Source organism: Candidatus Clostridium eludens (genome assembly GCF_045310515.1).
Lineage (GTDB): Bacteria > Bacillota > Clostridia > Clostridiales > Clostridiaceae > Clostridium_B > Clostridium_B eludens.
The window spans coordinates 1-386 of record NZ_JBJHZX010000174.1; the positions used below are offsets into that span (position 1 = coordinate 1).

1 protein-coding gene is annotated in these 386 nt (G+C 26.4%); it reads left to right on the plus strand.

Annotated elements, in window-relative coordinates:
• Nucleotides 1–26: 26 nt before the first annotated feature.
• On the plus strand, nucleotides 27–386 hold a 360-nt coding region (locus tag ACJDU8_RS25715; RefSeq protein ID WP_406795027.1), incomplete at its 3' end, for a hypothetical protein.

Here is a 386-nt window from a genome sequence, read left to right on the forward strand (position 1 = left end):
TTATAATTTAGGGAGGTTATAGACAAATGGATAACAATGGAGCACATACACCAGAAACAAAAAATGTAGGTAGTACTGATAGTTCAACAGAAAAGGTTGAAGAGCTGCAGAAGAAAATGCAGCAGGAACTTACTGATTTACATCAAAAATATAGTAAGATAAACGAGAAGGTAGAAGAGTTACAAAATGATAAACTAGATGCAAAAAATAGCATTAAAGTTATGAATAATAATTTTGGACATATTAGTAAGAATGTTGAAAATATATTATCTAAGCTTGATAATATTAATATAAAAGATAAAGATTCAAATGATGATCATATTATAGATGATAGAATTGACATTTCAATGAAAAAAATAATATTTAATCCTTTAAGAAAGCTGGTA